Here is a 15,514-nt window from a genome sequence, read left to right on the forward strand (position 1 = left end):
TTGCAGCCGCAAAGGAAGGCTTTGCCGTCGATCCGGGATTATTATAGTGCAACCCAGCTGCGGGCGGACAGATGGAGTTCGCTGCGGGAGTCGGCCGAAGGGCTGGCCCGGCAGCGTCAGGAGGGCCGTCAGAGCGAGAAACTGATGGCCGCGGCAGAGCATCTGTTTGATGTTCTGGCTCCGATTGAACGCTATTGGGCGTTTCCGGGTATCCACGCTTTCGAGCATTTGCGAAAGTTGCTGCAGCACGGCAATGTGGAAGATCTGGCGGTGTCGGTGCGCCGTATTGCGCGGGCGCTGACCTCTGGGGCGTACCGGCGGCGGTCTATTCCGCTGTCCTCGGATGAGATCGACAACGAAGACTACGAAGATGAAGCGTCGCTCGCGCCCGAAGCACGGGCGCTGGGACGGCCTTATTTCGAGGTGATGATCGTCGATGACGTGTCAGAATCGCAGGAGCGGTTCCTGCGGCAGAACCTTCTGCGGATGCGGCGGATCGAAGACCCATTCATCTACGAGCCGGTGATTGTGCCGTCGCTGGAAGATGCGCTGATTGGCATTCTGTTCAATCACAATGTGCAGGCCGTGGTGGTGCGCCCGGGGCTGTCGCTGAAGTCCAAGATTGAGCTGCCTATCCTGAACCAGTATTTGACCCGCGTAAGCGAGGAGGAGGCGGTCGACTCGATTGATCCGCACCAATACGGCCCCGAGGCCTGCCGCTTGATAGAGAAGATACGGCCGGAACTGGACGCTTATCTGGTCACCGACCGCTCCGCCGAAGACATCGCCGGGCTGGATCTCGGCCGCTGCAGGCGGGTGTTCTATAATCAGGAAGATTTCCAGGAGCTGCATTTAAATATCCTGCGCGGAGTGGACCGGCGCTACAAATCGCCGTTCTTCACTGCGCTCAAGGAATATTCAAAGCAGCCCACCGGCGTGTTCCACGCGATGCCGATCAGCCGCGGCAAGTCGATCAGCCGCTCGCACTGGATTCAGGACATGGGGGCGTTTTACGGCTCCAACATCTTTCTGGCGGAAACATCGGCCACCTCCGGCGGGCTCGACAGCCTGCTGGAGCCGCGCGGCCCGATCAAGGAAGCGCAGGACATGGCGGCGCGGGCCTTTGGCGCCAAGCACACGTTCTTTGCCACCAACGGCACGTCGACCTGCAACAAGATCGTGGTGCAGTCGGTGGTCCGCCCCGGCGACATCGTGCTGGTGGACCGCGATTGCCACAAGTCGCATCATTACGGGATGGTGCTGGCGGGGGCCAGCGTGGCCTATATGGACAGCTACCCGCTGCATGAGCATTCGATGTACGGCGCAGTGCCGCTGCGCGAGATCAAGCACACGCTCTTGCGGCTGAAGGCCGCCGGCAAGCTGGACCGGGTCCGGATGGTCCTTCTGACCAACTGCACATTTGACGGCATCGTTTACAATGTTCGCCGGGTGATGGAGGAATGCCTTGCCATCAAGAAGGATCTGATCTTTCTTTGGGACGAGGCGTGGTTTGCTTTTGCGCGCTTTGACCCGACCTACCGCCAGCGCACTGCCATGGGCGTCGCCAATACTCTGCGGGAGACGCTGCGCAGCCCGGAGACGGCGGAGGCCTGGGAGGCACAGCAGGAAATGCTGAAGAACGCTGATGAGGAGACTTGGCTGAACACCCGGCTGGTGCCGCCGCCGGACGCGAGGGTGCGGGCCTATGCCACCCAGTCCACGCACAAGACGCTGACCTCGCTGCGCCAGGGGTCGATGATCCATGTCAACGACCAGGACTTTAAAGGTGAAGTAGAGCAGGCGTTCCACGAAGCCTACATGACCCACACCTCGACCTCGCCGAATTATCAGATTATCGCCTCATTGGATGTTGGTCGGCGGCAGGTGGAACTGGAGGGGTTCGAGTTTGTCCAAAAGCAGATCGAAAGCGCGATGTCGATCCGGCGCGCCATATCCGACAATCCGCTGCTGCGGAAGTATTTCCGGGTACTGACTGCCGGCGACATGATCCCGGAAACCTATCGCGAAAGCGGTGTTGAGGCCTACTATGACCCCGATCACGGCTGGATCGACACCTGGAACATGTGGAGCCAGGATGAATTTGTGCTGGACCCGACCCGCGTGACCCTTGCGGTGGGCGGCACCGGCTGGGACGGCGACACTTTCAAGACCAAGATCCTGATGGACAAATACGGGATCCAGATCAACAAGACCTCGCGCAACACAGTGCTGTTCATGACCAATATCGGCACCACGCGGTCTTCGGTCGCCTATCTGATCGAAGTACTTGTAGAGATCGCCAACGATCTGGACGAGCTTCTGGACGATGCCTCCAAGATGGAGCGCCGGTCGTTTGACAACCGGGTGTCGGCGCTGGTGGAGCACGTGCCGCCGCTGCCGGATTTCAGCCGGTTCCATGATGCGTTCCGGGCGGGTAAGGACACGCCGGAGGGCGATATCCGTACCGCCTTCTTCCTCGCCTACAACGAGGACAACTGCGACTATATCCCGACAGATGACAGCCTGATGCAGAGACTGGAGGCGGGCGAGGAACTGGTGTCATCCAGCTTTATAATTCCTTATCCGCCCGGCTTTCCGATTCTGGTGCCCGGCCAAGTCATCAGTCCGGAAATCCTGTCGTTCATGCGGGCACTTGATGTCAGCGAAATCCACGGGTTCCGCGCTGATCTGGGGCTGCGCGTTTTCACCAAGGAGGCCCTGAAGTCCGTCAAGAAATAGACGCCCGCCAAGAAACAGAAATCCTACGATAAATTGAATTTACTGGGAGACGATACATGCCGAAGAAAGTTCTGAACAACATTTCGGAGATCCGCCGCTATTTCCACACCAATACGGACCCGGTCTATTTTGTCTCAGCGACCAACTTCAATCTTCTTGGACTCGACGAGTGGGTAAAGAATTTCAAGTATATCTGTTACATGGACTGTTTCGATGGCCGCCATCCCAACGTGCTGGTGCCTTCTGAGCTGCCGCATGATGAATTTCAGTCTATCGAGGACATCAACAACTACTTGCTGCAGCACAAGGAAGTCATCGACTACGTCAAGGCACGCGGCGGCAAGCCGAAATTTGTGTTCCTGATGTTTGATGAGAAGACTGAAAAGCTGGCCAAGGAACTTGGCGGTGAGGTCTGGTTCCCCAAGGCGAAGCTGCGGACCAAGATGGATAACAAGATCGAGACCGTACGTGTTGGCAACAAGGCCGGCGTGCCCTCTGTTCCGAATACGCTGTCAAAGGTCGACAGCTATGATCACCTGAAGAAGATCTGCAAGAAGGCGGATCTTGGCAGTGATCTGGTGCTGCAAAGCGCCTTCGGGGATTCCGGCCATACAACGTTTTTCATCAAGACCGAGGCCGACTTCCGCAAGCACGAGCATGAGATCGTCGGACAGGGCGAAATCAAGATTATGAAGCGGATCGATTGCCGCGGCTCGGCGATCGAGGCCTGCTGCACCTCCGAAGGCACAATCGTCGGGCCGCTGATGACAGAGCTTGTCGGCTTTAAGGAACTAACGCCCTACCGGGGCGGCTGGTGCGGCAATGAGATTTTCTCTACTGCCTTCCCGCCCAAGACCCGCGAAAAGGCAAGGGAGCTGACCTTCAAGTTCGGCGAACAGCTGCGCAAAGAGGGCTACCGCGGCTATTTCGAACTCGATTTCCTGATCGACAAGAAAACCGGCGAAATCTGGCTGGGTGAGCTTAATCCGCGTATTACGGGGGCGTCCTCGATGACCAACCACGCGGCCTTCGCTCACGCCGATGCGCCCCTGTTTCTATTCCATCTTCTGGAGTTCTCGAAAAAGCCGTTCAAGCTGGATGTTGAGGAACTGAACGCCCGCTGGGCGGACCCGGACATGATCGATTCCTGGTCACAGATGGTGATCAAACATACAGAAGACACCGTGGATATCGTGGCCAAAGCCCCGGAATCCGGCATCTACAGGATGCTGCCGGACGGTCAGGTGGTATTCGATCGCTTCGACTACCACCGCCGCGCTGTTGAAAGTGAGGATGAGGCCTTTTTCCTGCGTATTTCGAATGCGGGCGACTACCGCTACGAGGGGGCTGATCTGGGCATCCTCGTTACCCGCGGGCGGTCGATGACCAAGGGCTTCCAGCTGACAGAGAAGTCGAAACGTTGGATTGACGGAATCAAAAGCGCCTATACTGCGCGGCCGCTTCCGTCAGCACAGGCCTTTGAGGATCCGGCTTTCAAGATTATGTAAGGCGAATGAGACTGAAATTCCGCGCCGTGCAGGAAACGGAGCCGGGGCAAAAACTGGCCGGACTCTTTTCTGAATACCGCACTGCTTATCTGGACTGGTGGGCTGGCGAGGGCCTCTCTGGTCGGCCTACTTATTCAGAGTGCCGCAGAGCGCTGTTAACACATATGCCCGAGATGGTGGGGCTCTACGACAAGTTGTGCGCCTCGGTCGGAGGTGGTGATATGGAGTCCCGGTTTCTCAGTTTTTTTTGCCCGCCGCGCTATCTGGCCGGCTGCAGCCAGGCAATCTGGCCAGGCAAGGAGCCGCTGCTGGTCCGTAATTACGACTACAACCCTCTCGCCTTTGATGCGGTGTTCCTGAAGACCGGGTGGGACGGGAGGGACGTGATGGGCACCTCAGATGGTTTGTTCGGCCTCCTCGACGGAATGAATGATGCCGGGCTGACTGTTTCTCTGACTTTCGGTGGACGCCGTGCGATGGGGGATGGCTTCGGCGTGCCGCTAATCCTCCGGTATCTGCTGCAGGTCTGTTCCACCATCGAAGAAGCAAAGGATGTTCTGCGGCGTGTACCCAGCCACATGAGCTATAACGTGACAGTGCTTGACCGTGACCGGAACTACTTTACCGCTTTCCTTGCACCAGACCGTCCCACCCTGATCACTCATGCGGCCGTCGCCACCAACCACCAGGAACGCGTCGAGTGGGCAAGTCATGCGCGTCTTACGGCGTCTGTTGAGAGGGAGCGTTTTTTGCTGCAGAGGTTGACGCTACATCCGGAAACAAAAGAAAAGTTTGTCGGAACGTTCCTCAAGCCGCCACTGTATTCCCTTGCCTTCGACAAAGGGTTCGGCACGCTCTACACAGCTGCCTATCACCCTGACGAGTTGTCGGTGGAGTTACTCTGGCCTGGCCGGACCTGGCAGAAAAATCTGGATTGTTTTGAAGCAGACCAATGGCTGATCGGTTATCCCGATCATAAGAGTCAGCATGCCGTGTAACAATGGCGTCTAGAGCCTATGGGGCGGCAGCGTTCCACCACTGGTCCTGCACCCGATCTGGCGGCGATAGTTCTACCATTCCGCTTGCATTTCGGTTCTGGCCTGTTGTCGGAAGCCGGGACAACACGGCCAAGTAATAGGACCAGTACTGCAGCACTGCATTTCAAAACCTCAATTGGATTAGCCAAGACATAAGCGCAATTTTCTGGGGCAAGGTTAGCCGAAAAAAGGCTGTTCATGGCCAATCCAGCAGGAGCTTAGAGTGATGCCGCCGAGCGGCTGGCCTGGTCGTAGTGGCCCGAGAGTGCTCGCAGGCTGCGGGCCAGCTCTCGCAGATCCTTACCCGGTAAATCGGCGGCGGACAGTCCGTCCAGCAGGCACTGGCGGCGCACGTCGCGGTAGGCCGCACATAGCTCTGCGCCCTCGGACGAGGTGCGGTAAAACACTTCCTTGCCGCGTTTTTCGGAGGCCAGAAGCCCGGCCTTAAGCAGTTTGCGCAGGCCGTAGTTCACTGTGTGGCTGTCCTCGATGTTGAGCAGAAAGCAGATGTCGGAGAGGCGCTTGTCCTTGCCGCGGTGGTTGACGTTGTGGAGAATCAGGATTTCCAGCGGGTTCAGATCCGGCTGACCGGCCGCCGCCATGCAGCGGGTCATCCAGCGGGAAAAGGCATTGGAGGCGATGATCAGGCCAAACTCCAGCTCCGACAGCTCCCAGCCTTCGCCCTCTGCCAGGTGGCGGGAGGAGACGATTCGGCGGGAATCCGGTTTCTTTTCGGCCATTTTTGCACCTATCTTTGTTGATAAAACCCCGGCGTTTTATCTGCATGTGGTCATAAAAGGGTAAAGTATCAAGGAGATCAAGCAGGCTGCCCGGCCTGTGGCCGCTGCCGGACGGGGCAGGGCGGTGGTTTCACCTTGGCATAACGTTGACAAAATGTCAGCGTTATGTGCACATTATCGCAATGTTTCGCATTGGGAGGAAAACATGCAATTTTCGCGTATGCTGGGCGGCGCGGCCGTTCTGATCGCCGGGCTATCGGTGCCGGCCCTTGCTGCAACCTGGGACATGCCGACGCCCTATCCGGACGCCACGTTCCACACCAAGAACATTTCTGAGTTCGCCAGCGACGTGGCCGAGGCGACCGAGGGCGGGCTGGAGATCAAGGTCCATTCGGCTGGATCCCTGTTCAAGCATCCGGAAATCAGCAAAGCCGTGCGCAGCGGCCAGGTGCCCGCGGGCGAGTTCTTCCTGTCGCTGCTGGCCAATGACAACCCGGCGTTCGGCGCAGACTCGCTGCCGTTCCTGGCGACCAGCTATGAAGAGGCCGAGCGGCTGTGGGCGGCGCAGAAGGATGTGATCGACGGGCTGCTGGACGAGCAGGGGCTGATGGCGCTTTATGCTGTGCCGTGGCCGCCGCAGGGGCTGTACACCACCAAGGAAATCAACAGTGTCGAGGATCTGGCGGGGCTGAAGTTCCGCACCTACAACGCGACGCTGGAGCAGTTCGCCAACCTGGCGGGTGCTGCGCCGACACAGGTTGAGGTTCCGGACATTCCGCAGGCCTTCAGCACCGGCCGCGTCGAGGCGATGATTACTTCGCCCTCCACCGGCGTGAATTCGAAGGCGTGGGACTTCCTGACCCATTATACCGACATTCAGGCTTGGATCCCGAAGAACATCGTGGTGGTGAACAAGCGCGCCTTCCGCCGCCTGGACGAGGCCACCCAGACCGCGATCCTGGAAGCCGCGGCAGCGGCCGAGGCGCGCGGCTGGGAGATGAGCCGGGCCGAGACCAGCAGTCAGATCGAGGTGCTGAAGGAAAACGGCATCACCGTGTCCGAGCCGTCGGAAGAGCTGATGGAAGGCCTGCGCGCGATTGGGGCGCAGATGCTGGAAAGCTGGAAAGGCGAGGCCGGGGAGGCCGGTGCCACCCTGCTGAACGCCTACCAGCAGTAATTGCAACATGGCCGGACGCCGGGAGCGGCGTCCGGTTTCCTGGGGAGGAGGAGCAGCCATGCGGGTTGTGCTTGATTTCATCTACCGTGCGGCCGGGGGGCTGGCAGCACTGTTCATCGTGGCCATCGTGGCGCTGGTTTTCGCGCAGGTGTGCCTGAACCTGGCCGACAAGATCGCGGTGGCAATGACCGGAACCGGAGTGGGCCTGACGATCCCGTCCTATGCGGATTTCACCGGCTTTTTCCTGGCGGCCTCGACCTTTCTGGCGTTGGCCTATGCGCTACGCGCAGGCGGCCATATCCGGGTGACGCTGCTGACCAACCGGCTGCCGTCGCGCGGCCGCGCCGTTGTGGAGATGGCGGTGACCCTGCTGGCGCTGGTGATGAGCGGCTATGCCACCTGGTACATGGGGCTGCTGCTGCTGGAGTCGCTGGAGTTCGGCGACCGCAGCGCGGGCATGGTGTCGGTGCCGCTGTGGCTGCCGCAGGCGCCGGTCACCCTGGGCCTTGCGATCCTGACCCTGGCGCTGGCGGACGAGCTGGTCTCCATGCTGCGCGGCGCGCTGCCCTCCTGGGAGGGCAAGGGCGAAAATCTTCTGAGCGAATAGGGGATCATCATGTCGGTTGCCGCGCTTTCCATCATTCTTCTGGTCCTTATGTTCCTGTTCCTGGGCGCCGGCCTGTGGGTGGCCTTTGCCCTGCTGGGCGTGGGCATCGCCGCGATGGCGCTGTTCACCGAGGCGCCGCTGGGGCTGGTGATGGCCACCACCATGTGGGGCCACAGCAACTCCTGGGCGTTGGCGGCGCTGCCGCTGTTCATCTGGATGGGCGAGATCCTGTTCCGCTCGCGCCTGTCGGAGGACATGTTCACCGGGCTGTCGCCCTGGATGAACCGGCTGCCGGGTCAGCTGCTGCATGTGAACGTCTTTGCCTGCGGGATCTTTGCCGCGGTGTCGGGGTCGTCTGCGGCAACCGCCGCCACCATCGGCAAGCTGTCGATCCCGGAGCTGGCGCGCCGCGGCTATCCTGAAAAATTGGTGATCGGCACCCTGGCCGGTTCCGCCACGCTGGGGCTGCTGATCCCGCCGTCGATCATCCTGATCGTCTATGGCGTGGCGACCGAGCAATCCATCGCCCGGCTGTTTGTCGCGGGCGTGCTGCCCGGCGTGCTGCTGGTTGGTTTGTTCGTGGGCTATGTGGTGGTCTGGGCGCTGCTCAACCGCAGCCAGCTGCCGACCGAGGACATTGCCGCCACCTTCCGCGAGAAGCTGAAGCGCGCCCGCAGGCTGCTGCCGGTGGTGCTGCTGATCGGCGGGGTGATCGGCTCAATCTATATGGGGATTGCCTCGCCCACCGATGCCGCCGCCGTGGGCGTGGTGCTGGCGCTGCTGCTGTCGTGGCAGTCCGGCTCGTTGACCCGGCAGAGCTTTACCGAGGGGCTGATGGGGGCGACGATCACCTCCTGCATGATCGCCTTTATCCTGGCGGGGGCATCGTTCCTGACCGTGGCGATGGGCTTCACCGGTATTCCGCGCATCCTGGCGGAGTGGATCGGCTCCTTGAACCTGTCGACCTTCACCCTGCTGGCGGCGCTGACCATCTTCTTTGTGATCATGGGCTGCTTCCTCGACGGGATTTCGGTGGTCGTGCTGACCGCCTCGGTGATCATGCCGATGGTGCTGGAGGCGGGCATTGATCCCTTGTGGTTCGGTATCTTCCTGGTGATCGTGGTGGAAATGTCGCAGATCACCCCGCCGGTCGGGTTCAACCTGTTTGTGCTGCAGTCGCTGACCGGGCGGGACATTCTGACCGTGGCCAAGGCGGCGCTGCCGTTTTTCTTCCTGATGGTCGTGGCGCTGGTGCTGATCGTGCTGTTCCCGTCCATCGTGACCTTCCTGCCGGAGCAGATGTGATGGCTGAGGTGAGCGCAGCAACACCCGTCCCCGAAATCCGCACGGTAAGTGTGGACGGGATGCTGGTGAGCTTTGGCAGCCGCCTGAGCGAGCCTGCCAACCGCGCCGCCCTGGCGTTCCGTGCTGCCCTGGCGCAGGAAAGCTGGGACGGGGTCGAGGAAGTCTCCACCTCGCTGGTGTCGGCCTATGTGCGCTTTGATTTGCGGCATCTGGACCATGCGGCGCTGCGGGCGCGGCTGGGGACGCTGCTGGCGCGGCGCGACTGGTACGCGGCAGAGCTGCCCGGCCAGCGCCGCCTGTGGCGGATCCCGGCGGTGTTCGGCACAGAGCTGGCACCGCAGCTGCCGCAGGCGGCGGAGGCTGCGGGCATGACCGAGGCGGAGGCGGTGGCCTCCCTGTCGGCGTCGCGGGTCAGGGTGCAGACCATCGGCTTTGCCCCCGGCCAGCCTTATCTGGGTGAACTGCCGGAGGCCTGGGACATTCCACGCCAGAGCCAGTTGACCTCACGCATCCCGGAAGGGGCGCTGGCGGTGGCGATCCGGCAGCTGGTGCTGTTCTCGGTGGCGGCACCTACCGGCTGGATGCATGCTGGTCAGACGGCAGTGCGGCTGTTCCGCCCCGATGCGGAGGAGCCGTTCCTGCTGCGGCCCGGCGATGAGGTGAAATTCACCCCAGTGACGCCGGAAGAGCTGCAAGGTTTGCGGCGCGACCCGCTGGGTGGTGCCAAGGCGGAGGATCTGTCATGACCGGCACGTTGACCGTACTGCGTACCGGGCCGGGGGTGACCGTTCAGGACGGCGGCCGCCCGGGCTGGTTGGAATACGGGGTTTCGCGCGGCGGTGCTGCCGACCGGCTGGCGCTGGCCGAGGGCGCGGCGCTGTTGGGGCAGGGCGCGGATTTGGCGGCGGTTGAGATGCCCGGCATGGGCGGTGAGTTCCAGGCGGACAGCGATCTGCGCATCGCGCTGACCGGCGCGCCGATGCGGGCCAGCATCGACAGTGCCGCCGTAGCCTGGAACGCCAGCCACCTGCTGCCCGCGGGGGCGCGGCTGATGATCGGTGCGGCCCGCAGCGGCAGCTATGGTTATCTGCACGTAGGCGGCGGCATTCAGACGCCGGAGCATCTGGGCGCGCGTTCAGCGCATCTGGCGGCGGGCATCGGTGCGCCGCTGAAAGAAGGCGACGTGCTGGACACCGGCCCGGACAGCGGCGGCATCACCGGGCTGGGGCTGGCACCGGAGAACCGGTTCGAGGGCGGCACCGTGCGGGTTGTGGCGAGCCTGCAGACGTCGCTGTTCCCGCAGGCCGAGCTGATGCGGTTTGAGCAAACGGCCTTCCGCCGCGGCGCCCGCGGCAATCGGATGGGTGTTCCGATGGAGAGCGATGGCGAGGGCTTCCGTCCAAACGGCGCGCGAACGGTGGTGTCGGAGGTGATTGTGCCCGGTGACATCCAGGTGACCGGCGACGGCACGCCCTATGTACTGCTGGCGGAGAGCCAGACTACCGGCGGCTACCCGCGGATCGGCACGGTGCTGCCTTGCGATTTGCCCGTTTTGGCGCAGGCGGCGGTGGGAGCAGAGCTGCGCTTCCGTTTCATTGCGATGGAGGAAGCGGTAGCGCTGGAGCGGGCAGAGGCGGAGCGGCGCGAGGGGCTGCGCAGCCAGTGCTATCCCTTGATCCGGGATCCGCGCAGCATGTCCAACCTGCTGTCCTTTCAGCTGATCAGCGGAGTGATTGCCGGTGAAGAAGATGTCTTGTGAGGAGATGACATGATCCGAACCGTCGATCTGAATGCCGACATGGGAGAAGGCTTTGGCGCTTGGAGCCTGGGCGATGATGCCGGGCTTCTGGATATCGTGACCTCGGCCAATATCGCCTGCGGTTTTCACGCGGGCGATCCGGATGTGATGGCCGCGACTATGAAACATGCGGTGGCCAAGGGTACCGGCATCGGCGCGCATCCGGGTTTTCCCGACCTGCAGGGCTTTGGCCGCCGCCGGATGTCGGTGCCGCGTGAGACGCTTGGCAATATGGTGCGCTACCAGCTGGGCGCGGCGCAGGCGATGGCGCGCGCGGCGGGCGGCGCGGTGCGGCATCTAAAGCTGCACGGTGCGCTGGCGAATATGGCTGCGGAAGATCTGACGATGGCGCAGGCCTGCTATCAGGCGGCCTTGTCGGTGGACCCGGAAATCATTGTGATGGTGCTGGCGGGCACCGCGCAACAGCAGGCAGCGCGGGAGCTGGGCTGCAAGACAGCGTGTGAGATCTTTGCTGATCGCGCCTATAACGACGACGCCACGCTGGTGGACCGCAGCCTGCCCGGCGCGGTGATCCATGACCCGGCAGAGGCCGGGCGGCGGATGGTAGAGATGGTGCGCGAAGGCGCCATCATTACCGCCAGCGGCAAGCGCATCGAAACCCGCATCGACACCATCTGCCTGCATGGCGACACCCCGGCTGCCCTTGCGATAGCAACAGCCGTTCGCAGAGCGCTGCTGGACAGTGGCACGGATCTTGCCAAAGCCAATGGCGTGGAACTTTGAAATTCCCAAGCAGCCCGGTTTTTGCCTGCCTGGGTTTTCCCTGCGATCAGTTTTACTTTTGCAAACTGGGTGGTGACGGGGCAGTGCAGACGACATGGGGCGATTTCCTGCAGTGCCTGTGAAGGTGGTTCCGCTCATCGGACTGTCCGATGCTTACTACTGATTGCAGATGTTGTTTCCTTACCGAAATTCGCCGTGGCGGGGCGGCTTTCCAGTTACCTCGGTTCCCGTATTATTGACGCTCGGAAGTTTCGTCTTCGGCAACCCTTGCAACGGGAATGCCCTGATACAGCCCTTCTTTTGTACCCGTGCCCTTGGCGGTAACATCTATGGAGAAAAAGTATACGCACACCGAGACCGGTGTGCGCAGTTATTGTTTCTGCCAAAGCCCAGCGGCGGTCAGGCCTCCAGCGCCAGCTTGTGAACGTGGATTTCGTTGATCGGATGGCTCTCGGCGCCGATGACGCCGGGGCGGGCGTGGCGGTAGAGCGAGCGCCAGTAGGGCTGGATGATGGTTCCGTCGTCGCGCATGAACTGCTCGATCTTCTCCATATGCCCGCGGCGGGTATCGGCGTCGGCGATCGCTGAAGCAGCTTCGAGCATACTGTCGAACTCGGCGCTGGCGAGACCGGTTTCGTTCCAGGCAACCCCGGTCTTGTAGGCCAGCGTCAGCACCTGCACCCCAAGCGGGCGGTGGCCCCAGTCGGTGGAGCTGAACGGATATTTGTCCCAGTCGTTCCAGAAGGTGTTGCCGGGCAGCACGGTGCGTTTGACGTTGAGGCCGGCATCGCGCATCTGCGCCGCCAGCGCATCGGTGGTGTTGCGCCGCCAGTCGTCATCGATCGAGATCAGCTCATGCTCGAAATCGAGCATCCCGGCCTCTTCCATCAGCTGGCGCGCGGCCTCGGCGTCGCGGACCGGGGCGCCGATGTCGGCGTATTCCGGGTGGATCGGGCAGACATGGTGGTTCTCGGCCAGGGTGCCGCGGCCGTCATAGCCCAGCTCCAGCAGCACCGCGTTGTCGCAGGCCAGCGCCAGGGCGCGGCGCACGCGGGCGTCAGCATAGGGGGAGGCCCCGTCTACAATTGCGTCGCGGTTGGTGCGCAGCACCAGGGTGTTGGCGGACACGGACTCGCTCACGTTCCAGCCGATAGAGGTGAAGATGTCGACGTATTCCCCCACGGTCTCGTAGGTCATGTCAATTTCCTCGGCCTCCGCGGCAGAGAGATGGGTCGATGCATCGGTGCCGAAGTCGATGAACTCGATCCGGTCGAGATAGGCGCCTTCGCCCCACCACTCGTGGTCGGTGTTCTTCTCCAGCGCCACCTTCACGCCGACTTCGTATTCGACCAGCTTGTACGGGCCGGTGCCTACGGGATCGGCGCCCGGATCGCCAGACCAGCCGTCCGGCACGATGGCGGCGGGGTATTCGGTCACCGCCGGGATGATGGTGATGTCCGGGCGGGTCAGTTTCAGTTTCAGGGTCAGGTCGTCAACGATTTCCAGCGCGCCCTCAGCCGGGCCGTCGCCGTCCTCGTTCTGCAGGGAGCCCATGCGGGCCGCCATCGAGTTGCCTTCCCATTTGCCATCGCACCAGCGGGCAAAGTTATAGGCGACGTCCTTGGCGGTCAGGGTGCCGCGGCCGTCGTTCCAGTTCACGCCGGGGCGGATGTGCAGCAGATATTCGGTGGCGTCTTCGTTGACTTCCCAGCTTTCCAGGAGGCGGGGTTCAAAGGTGCCGTCGGCGTTGTACTGCACCAGATATTCCAGATAGCCGCGCACCAGGTTGCCCAGCTGCGGCCAGTTGAACAGCGGCGGATCCAGCAGCGCGCGCACCACCTGCTGGATGCGGATGGTGCCGCCTTGCTGCGCATTGGCCGCCGCCTGCACCGGCTGGCTGAGGCCGATCATCCCGTAGGCTGCAGAGGCAGTGACCCCCAGTGCGGTTGCCCGGCTCAGGAATTCGCGGCGGTCCAGCTTGCCTTGCGCCGCCTCCTCTGCGTGCATCAGAGCCGCGGGGTGGAGGGTTTCCCTGTTGTAGTATTTGGTCATTTTGCTTCCTGTTATTGCTGTTTATTGCTGTGTCCGGCACACGAAAAGGTGCGGGCAGCAGCCTGGAGAATGGATCGGCAGTCCTGCCCGCTGGCCGCCGCCCCTGGGGAGATGCCTTATTCAGCGGGCTCCTGGGTTACCTTGGCGGCCACGCCTGCTTGGGCTCGGCGGCCGTCGTTGTAGATCGCCTTGATCAGCGCCGCGCATTGCAGCACCATCACCACCGAGAAGGGCAGGGCGCCGATCACCATCGCGGTCTGGATTGCCTTCAGGCCACCGACCAGCAAGAGCGCCGTGACCACCGCACCCAGCGCCACACCCCAGAACAGGATATGCGGGCGGGCCTTGGGGCCTTCGTCGCCGGCGGCGTTGATGGTGTTGACGATCAGCACCGCACTGTCAGCCGTGGTCACCAGGTAGGTCATCAGCAGAACCACGATCATCACAGACATCGCCCAGCCCAGCCAAGGCGACAGCATGTATTGTACCATGGCGAAGATCTTGTCGCCATCCGGTGCGCCGGAGATTTGGCCGCCTGCGCCGCCCTGCAGTTCCAGGTCGATGGCTGTGCCGCCGGCCCAGGTGAACCAGACGAAACACATCAGCGACGGCACGATCATCGCGCCAAGCACGAACTCGCGGATCGTGCGGCCCTTGGATATGCGGGCCAGGAACAAGCCGACAAAGGGCGCAAAGGCGATCCACCAGGCCCAATAGAACACCGACCAGCTGCCCTGCCAGCCTTCCAGTTTCGATGCGACGCTGTCCGGGTTTCCGTCACCGGTCCAGACGCGAAAGCTCATGTCCGGGAGAGCAATCAAGTAATCCCAGAGGCCAACGACCAGCGCCTGGAGGCCAAAGAAGGTGGAGCCGAACAGCAGGAAGAAGCTCAAGAGCGCGATGCTCAGCACCATGTTCAAGTTGGACAGCCATTTGATGCCCTTGCCGACGCCCGACAGCGCCGAGGCGGTGGAGGCGGCCATAATCACCACGATGGCCACCAGCACGCCGGTGGTGTTGGCGGTGCCTGCGTCATTGGTCAGCCCGGTAATGCCGATACGGGTAAGGCCGGAGACAAACTGCTCCACCCCGAAGCCCAGGGTCTGCGCCACGCCGAGGATGGTGGCGACAACGGCGACGATATCCACCAGATGGCCGATGGAGCCGGAGAGGCGGGCGCCGAACAGCGGCGTCAGCGAGGAGCGCATGGTCAGCGGCAGGCCGCGGCGGTAGCTGAAGAATCCCAGCGCCAGCCCGGCAATGGCATAGCAGGCCCAGGCGCCCAGGCCCCAATGCAGGAAAGACCACTTGTAAGCCATGCGGATATTGTCCGCGGTGCCGCCATTGGTCAGGCCCTGGATCACTTCCGGGTTGTTGTTCCAGTGGTAGATCGGCTCGGCTACCGCCCAGGTTAGCATGCCGACCCCGATACCTGCGCCGAACATCATCGAGAACCAGGAGAAGTTGGAGAACTCGGGTGCGTCGCCCTGCTGGCCCAGCTTGAGCCGTCCGGCAGTCGGCCAGATTGCCAGTGCGATGCAACACAGCACAAACAGCGCCACGGTCCAGATATACCAGGCGCCGAAGGAGGCAAGTATGAAGCCGTTGATCGAGTTCAGTACTGCTCCCGACTGTTCGGGAAAGGCAATGGCCCAGACCACCAGCCCACCGATCATCAGCTTGGAGGAAATGGTAACGATCTGGCTAAAGCCCCGGTAGAATCCGCTGTCGGATGTGCCGATCGGCAAATCCGTTAAAGGAGGTTTTATTGACATGTATTTTCCCTGTCTTTGTTGATCTGCCGGTT

At 62.0% G+C, this 15,514-nt stretch carries 12 protein-coding genes; 9 read left to right on the plus strand and 3 right to left on the minus strand.

From position 1 onward, the window contains the following. The first annotated feature begins 21 nt into the window (after nt 1-21). The 3 genes from RA24_RS18960 to RA24_RS18970 are packed head-to-tail and all read left to right on the plus strand — an operon-like array spanning nt 22 to nt 5,245. Nucleotides 22-2,739 (plus strand): aminotransferase class I/II-fold pyridoxal phosphate-dependent enzyme, encoded by a 2,718-nt coding sequence (locus RA24_RS18960; RefSeq protein WP_039193548.1) that lies wholly within the window; start codon nt 22-24, stop codon nt 2,737-2,739. Nucleotides 2,740-2,795: 56 nt separating this feature from the next. Continuing rightward, nucleotides 2,796-4,247 (plus strand): biotin carboxylase, encoded by a 1,452-nt coding sequence (locus RA24_RS18965; protein WP_019297920.1) that lies wholly within the window; start codon nt 2,796-2,798, stop codon nt 4,245-4,247. A 5-nt stretch (nt 4,248-4,252) separates the two neighbouring features. Further along, a complete protein-coding gene (locus RA24_RS18970) occupies nt 4,253-5,245 on the plus strand; it encodes a C45 family autoproteolytic acyltransferase/hydolase (RefSeq protein WP_193747151.1) in 993 nt (330 codons plus the stop codon). A gap of 257 nt (nt 5,246-5,502) precedes the next feature. Here RA24_RS18970 and RA24_RS18975 read toward each other — a convergent pair whose 3' ends face one another. Further along, a complete protein-coding gene (locus RA24_RS18975; protein ID WP_019297918.1) occupies nt 5,503-6,024 on the minus strand; it encodes a winged helix DNA-binding protein in 522 nt (173 codons plus the stop codon). A gap of 205 nt (nt 6,025-6,229) precedes the next feature. On the opposite strand from RA24_RS18975, the gene RA24_RS18980 reads away from it, so the two are divergent. From RA24_RS18980 to RA24_RS19005, 6 genes are read left to right on the plus strand one after another with little or no spacing between them, the layout of a single operon-like run. Continuing rightward, nucleotides 6,230-7,201 carry a TRAP transporter substrate-binding protein gene (locus RA24_RS18980; RefSeq protein ID WP_039150596.1) on the plus strand — a complete coding sequence of 324 codons (972 nt, stop codon included), beginning with the start codon at nt 6,230-6,232 and terminating at the stop codon, nt 7,199-7,201. 58 nt (nt 7,202-7,259) lie between these two features. Further along, the gene (locus RA24_RS18985) at nt 7,260-7,808 is read left to right on the plus strand and encodes a TRAP transporter small permease (protein ID WP_039150594.1); all 549 of its coding nucleotides are present in this window, start codon (nt 7,260-7,262) and stop codon (nt 7,806-7,808) included. Nucleotides 7,809-7,817: 9 nt separating this feature from the next. After that, nucleotides 7,818-9,113, plus strand: a complete 1,296-nt coding sequence (locus RA24_RS18990) for a TRAP transporter large permease (protein ID WP_039193551.1) — start codon at nt 7,818-7,820, stop codon at nt 9,111-9,113. Next, nucleotides 9,113-9,859: a 5-oxoprolinase subunit B family protein gene (locus RA24_RS18995; protein WP_039193553.1), complete on the plus strand. Its 747-nt coding sequence runs from the start codon at nt 9,113-9,115 to the stop codon at nt 9,857-9,859. The genes RA24_RS18990 and RA24_RS18995 overlap by 1 nt, the downstream gene beginning before the upstream one ends. After that, nucleotides 9,856-10,872: a 5-oxoprolinase subunit C family protein gene (locus RA24_RS19000; protein ID WP_019297913.1), complete on the plus strand. Its 1,017-nt coding sequence runs from the start codon at nt 9,856-9,858 to the stop codon at nt 10,870-10,872. Before RA24_RS18995 ends, RA24_RS19000 begins: the two co-directional genes overlap by 4 nt. A 9-nt stretch (nt 10,873-10,881) precedes the next feature. After that, on the plus strand, nt 10,882-11,655 hold the full coding sequence (locus tag RA24_RS19005) for a LamB/YcsF family protein (RefSeq protein ID WP_039193555.1): 774 nt from the start codon (nt 10,882-10,884) through the stop codon (nt 11,653-11,655). Nucleotides 11,656-12,054: 399 nt separating this feature from the next. On the opposite strand, the gene RA24_RS19010 is transcribed toward RA24_RS19005, so the two are convergent. Then, complete coding sequence (locus RA24_RS19010; protein ID WP_039193558.1) at nt 12,055-13,707, minus strand: ABC transporter substrate-binding protein; 1,653 nt, start codon at nt 13,705-13,707, stop codon at nt 12,055-12,057. A 116-nt stretch (nt 13,708-13,823) separates the two neighbouring features. Continuing rightward, a complete protein-coding gene (locus RA24_RS19015) occupies nt 13,824-15,482 on the minus strand; it encodes a BCCT family transporter (RefSeq protein ID WP_039193561.1) in 1,659 nt (552 codons plus the stop codon). Nucleotides 15,483-15,514: the final 32 nt, after the last annotated feature.

Origin of the sequence: Leisingera sp. ANG-M6 (assembly GCF_000813905.1) — a bacterium.
GTDB lineage: Bacteria > Pseudomonadota > Alphaproteobacteria > Rhodobacterales > Rhodobacteraceae > Leisingera.

Coding starts and splice junctions, on each gene's coding strand:
- RA24_RS18965 (WP_019297920.1), top strand. CDS start 2,796: ATGCCGAAGAAAGTTCTGAACAACATTTCGGAGATCCGCCGCTATTTC.
- RA24_RS18970 (WP_193747151.1), top strand. CDS start 4,253: ATGAGACTGAAATTCCGCGCCGTGCAGGAAACGGAGCCGGGGCAAAAA.
- RA24_RS18975 (WP_019297918.1), bottom strand. CDS start 6,024: ATGGCCGAAAAGAAACCGGATTCCCGCCGAATCGTCTCCTCCCGCCAC.
- RA24_RS18980 (WP_039150596.1), top strand. CDS start 6,230: ATGCAATTTTCGCGTATGCTGGGCGGCGCGGCCGTTCTGATCGCCGGG.
- RA24_RS18985 (WP_039150594.1), top strand. CDS start 7,260: ATGCGGGTTGTGCTTGATTTCATCTACCGTGCGGCCGGGGGGCTGGCA.
- RA24_RS18990 (WP_039193551.1), top strand. CDS start 7,818: ATGTCGGTTGCCGCGCTTTCCATCATTCTTCTGGTCCTTATGTTCCTG.
- RA24_RS18995 (WP_039193553.1), top strand. CDS start 9,113: ATGGCTGAGGTGAGCGCAGCAACACCCGTCCCCGAAATCCGCACGGTA.
- RA24_RS19000 (WP_019297913.1), top strand. CDS start 9,856: ATGACCGGCACGTTGACCGTACTGCGTACCGGGCCGGGGGTGACCGTT.
- RA24_RS19005 (WP_039193555.1), top strand. CDS start 10,882: ATGATCCGAACCGTCGATCTGAATGCCGACATGGGAGAAGGCTTTGGC.
- RA24_RS19010 (WP_039193558.1), bottom strand. CDS start 13,707: ATGACCAAATACTACAACAGGGAAACCCTCCACCCCGCGGCTCTGATG.
- RA24_RS19015 (WP_039193561.1), bottom strand. CDS start 15,482: ATGTCAATAAAACCTCCTTTAACGGATTTGCCGATCGGCACATCCGAC.